The sequence below is a fragment of the Deltaproteobacteria bacterium genome (genome assembly GCA_030654105.1).
In the GTDB taxonomy this organism is placed as follows: domain Bacteria; phylum Desulfobacterota; class SM23-61; order SM23-61; family SM23-61; genus JAHJQK01.
Genome location: JAURYC010000197.1, coordinates 1 through 3,324, shown reverse-complemented (window position 1 = coordinate 3,324; position 3,324 = coordinate 1). Strand labels below are relative to the sequence as shown.

At 50.4% G+C, this 3,324-nt stretch carries 4 protein-coding genes; all 4 read right to left on the bottom strand.

Going from position 1 to position 3,324, the window contains the following annotated elements:
• Positions 1-1,251 (bottom strand): penicillin-binding protein 2 (gene mrdA, locus Q7V48_08195; protein ID MDO9210715.1); only part of this gene is annotated, 1,251 nt, incomplete at its 3' end.
• A gap of 2 nt (positions 1,252-1,253) precedes the next feature.
• A complete protein-coding gene (locus Q7V48_08190) occupies positions 1,254-1,838 on the bottom strand; it encodes a hypothetical protein (protein MDO9210714.1) in 585 nt (194 codons plus the stop codon).
• 2 nt (positions 1,839-1,840) lie between these two features.
• Positions 1,841-2,764: a hypothetical protein gene (locus Q7V48_08185; protein MDO9210713.1), complete on the bottom strand. Its 924-nt coding sequence runs from the start codon at positions 2,762-2,764 to the stop codon at positions 1,841-1,843.
• A 121-nt stretch (positions 2,765-2,885) separates the two neighbouring features.
• Positions 2,886-3,324: potassium transporter TrkG (locus Q7V48_08180; GenBank protein ID MDO9210712.1), on the bottom strand; the 439-nt coding region annotated here is incomplete at its 5' end.

Genomic DNA, 3,324 nt, shown 5'->3' with positions numbered 1-3,324 from the left:
TCCGGGTTTTTCATGGCCGAGAGGAAAGCCCGTTACTCTTCCCAAGCCCAGTCCCATGGCGTATTTGGCGATGCGGTCCACCCCCAGGCGCAGACCGAGGTTATAAAAGTATACGTCGCAGGATTCGACAATGGAGCGCCGCAGGTTAACCCGCCCATGGCCTTCTTTTTTCCAGCACAGGTAGTCGCGGTTGCCGAAAGGAAAGGACCCGGAGCAATGAAACGTGGTCTCGGGCGTAATTATTTTTTCTTCTAACCCGGCGATGGCCATGATGATTTTATAGACCGAACCGGGGGGATACTGACCCTGGATGGCTCGATTCTGTAATGGGTGGGAGGAGTTCTCGGAAATTCTTTTCCAATTTTCCGGGGAGATTCTCCGGGCGAAAAGGTTGGGGTCAAAATCAGGCTTGCTGACCAGGGCCAGGATATCTCCATTTTGGGGATCCATGGCTACCAGAGCGCCCTTCTTGCCCATCATGGCCTCTTCCGCCGCCTTTTGTAATTCAATGTCCAGGGTGAGGAAAAGGTTATTTCCGGGATTTGGCTCCACCTGGCCCCAAACCCTCACTTTACGCCCCAAGGCATTGACTTCGATCTGCCGTCCCCCATTTTCCCCCTTCAGGTCAAGTTCAAACTTATGTTCAATCCCGTATTTGCCGATAAAATAACCGATTTTGTGATTGATAAATTCTTCCTGTTCCAACTCTTCCTGACTGATTTCCCCCAAGTAACCAATGAGATGTGCGGCCAAATTTTCGTAGGGATAGTTCCGCCGGATCACCATATCGACCATGACCCCTGGAAGGTCGAGGCGGCGGGTTTCTACCATGGCCAGCTCCTCCCGCGAAATATTTGCTTTTAACTTTAAGGGGTGGAAGGCGAGAGAGCCTTTAGCTCCGTCGAGCTTGACTTGTAACCTTTCAGGGCTCAAGGATAGAGCGCGGCTTAAGACCGGGATAAGGGATCTGGTATCGGAGACGTCTTGCCGGAAAAGAGAGACATCGAAGGAAGGGAAACTGTCTACAAGGGGAATTCCTGCTCGGTCGTAAATGATGCCCCGGGGGGCGGCTATTTCTTGAATGCGGATGCGGTTATTCTCCGAGAGATTCTTGAAATATTCTCCCTTGAAGATTTGCAGGTACCCGAGTCGAGAGAAAAGCAGAGAGAAGGCCACGATAATGACGATGTTGGCGTACCCAAAGGCCGGGTTTTTTTCGTGAGTGCCGTTTTTATCCAGTTTCAGACGCATATCTAAGCCATCGGTTGTGGAATTGCAAAACCCGGAAGGGCGGCAAACATTTTAAAAAGGCGAAAGAGGGGCCAGCAGGCGGCACAGGTAGTCACCGCCTGGGGCAAAATCCAGCTCGCTCCGGGTAAAGAAAATTTTTCCAAGATTCCAAAGCCTAAAGGAAGAAAGATCAGCAGGAAAAGCTGGAAGGCTATGGCCAGGGTTACCAGGCTTACCCGGACGGCGAGGGTTTCGCCCAGAATCAATATTTTCCCCAGAAGCTTGAGGAGAAAGAAAATGCCCAGGTAAATAAAGAGAAAGAGGCCAAAAGGGCTTCCCGAAAAGGTATCGTAAAAAAGACCACCTGCAAAGGCTAAAACCGCTCCCGTGATCAAGAAGTCGGGATAGACGACTACATGGCGATGTATTCTCCGTCCTGCAAAGGCTAAAACCGCTCCCGTGATCAAGAAGGGAGAGGTGCCCAGATAGGTTATAAAAATTAGCATCAGATCTGGCTTTAAAAAGTTGGGAAAAATTTCACTCGTCACCGCAGACTGGAAAAGACTTAAGAGGTAGGCAGTAAACAGGAGAATCAGAAAACGGAGCATGATTAGTTTTTCCTCTCGCCAGGGAGATCCCCTCCGTGAAACTCCATACGGGGAAGGGTGAAATGATGTTGGAAACATATAGCGAGATTCTTGGTGATGGACCTTTTGCTGCTAAAGATATAAATTCGCGGGGGGGCGAAAAAAATTTCATCGGCGATCTTCTGGAGGGGTAGCAAGGGTCCGTTTCCCGGGTTTCTTTGGGCCAGTCGCTCGGCTTCAAAAATCGGGACGATCTTGTCGATCAGGCGTAATTCCGTATCCACGAAAAAAAGGGCTACTTGAGGAATTAAATCCTCAAGGCGGCTGAAAAATTCATGGACCTCATCGCCTTCGATGTTCTTGGGAGGGGAAGACTTCACTTCCAGGTAGAGGAGGCGGCCTTCCAAGGAAGCGATGACATCGTAGTCTCCCCCGAAACGAGTTCCTTTACAGCGAAGTCCGTAAAAGGCTGGGCAGTAAAATTCTTTCCGCAGCATTTCCGCCATGAACCATTCGAGGGTAGGGCCGAGGCTGGCTGTAGGTAGAGGGCGAAGACGGTAGGAACGGGTATCCACGGTTTCCACCAGGCCCAAATCGATCAGGGAGTGCAAGTATTTTCGGGCGGTCTCCCGGGAGGAAAACCGCACCACTTCGGAAATCCGGAAGCCCCCTTTTCGATTCAGGACCTCCCGCAGGAAGAGACGGAAAGAATACTTTTTGAAAAGGTCATAGAATTGCTCCTTCTCTTCATGGGAAAAAGTAGGAGGAAAGAGGAGGTGGTGGACGGGATTTTCACGATAGGAAACCAGCCCGCGGCGCCTTAACATCCCCCTTAATTCGAACAAGCCCGGGGAATCGCTTTCCTTTAAGGATTGCACATCCTCGCGTAAAGCCCCGACTTCTTTTTGCAGACGTTTCAGGATGAGATAGATTTCTTTTCCCGCCATGTTAAAGACAGTGTGAGTGTCAGTGTCAGTGTGAGTGAAAAAATACTGATACTAACTACTCACACTCACACTAACACTATTTTTGTTAATATACAACGACTTAGGAGGAAAGACAAGCAATTCATTTTTTCCAAAATTCCGGGATCAGGAGGACCAGAAGGGTGTAAATTTCCAGGCGCCCCAAGAGCATGCAGAAAGTTAAGATCCATTTGGCAGCCACGGAGAGGTGGGCAAAGTTTTCCGTAGGGCCCACAGTTCCCAGGCCCGGGCCTACGTTGCCGAGCGTAGTAGCCACTGCAGAAATCGAGGTTAGGATATCTGATCCCAGCATGGAAAGGGCCAAGGATGCCATGGAAAAGATGAGGAGATATAGGAAAAAGAGGCCCCAGATGCCGCTCAGCGTGTCCGGCGAAATGACTTTTCCTCCCAGCTTGACCGGAAGCACAGCGCGAGGATGGATGAGCTTACGGAGTTCTTGGAACCCCTGCTTCAGCAGAATATAGATGCGCACGCACTTAATCGCGCCACCAGTAGATCCGGCACAGCCGCCGATGAACATT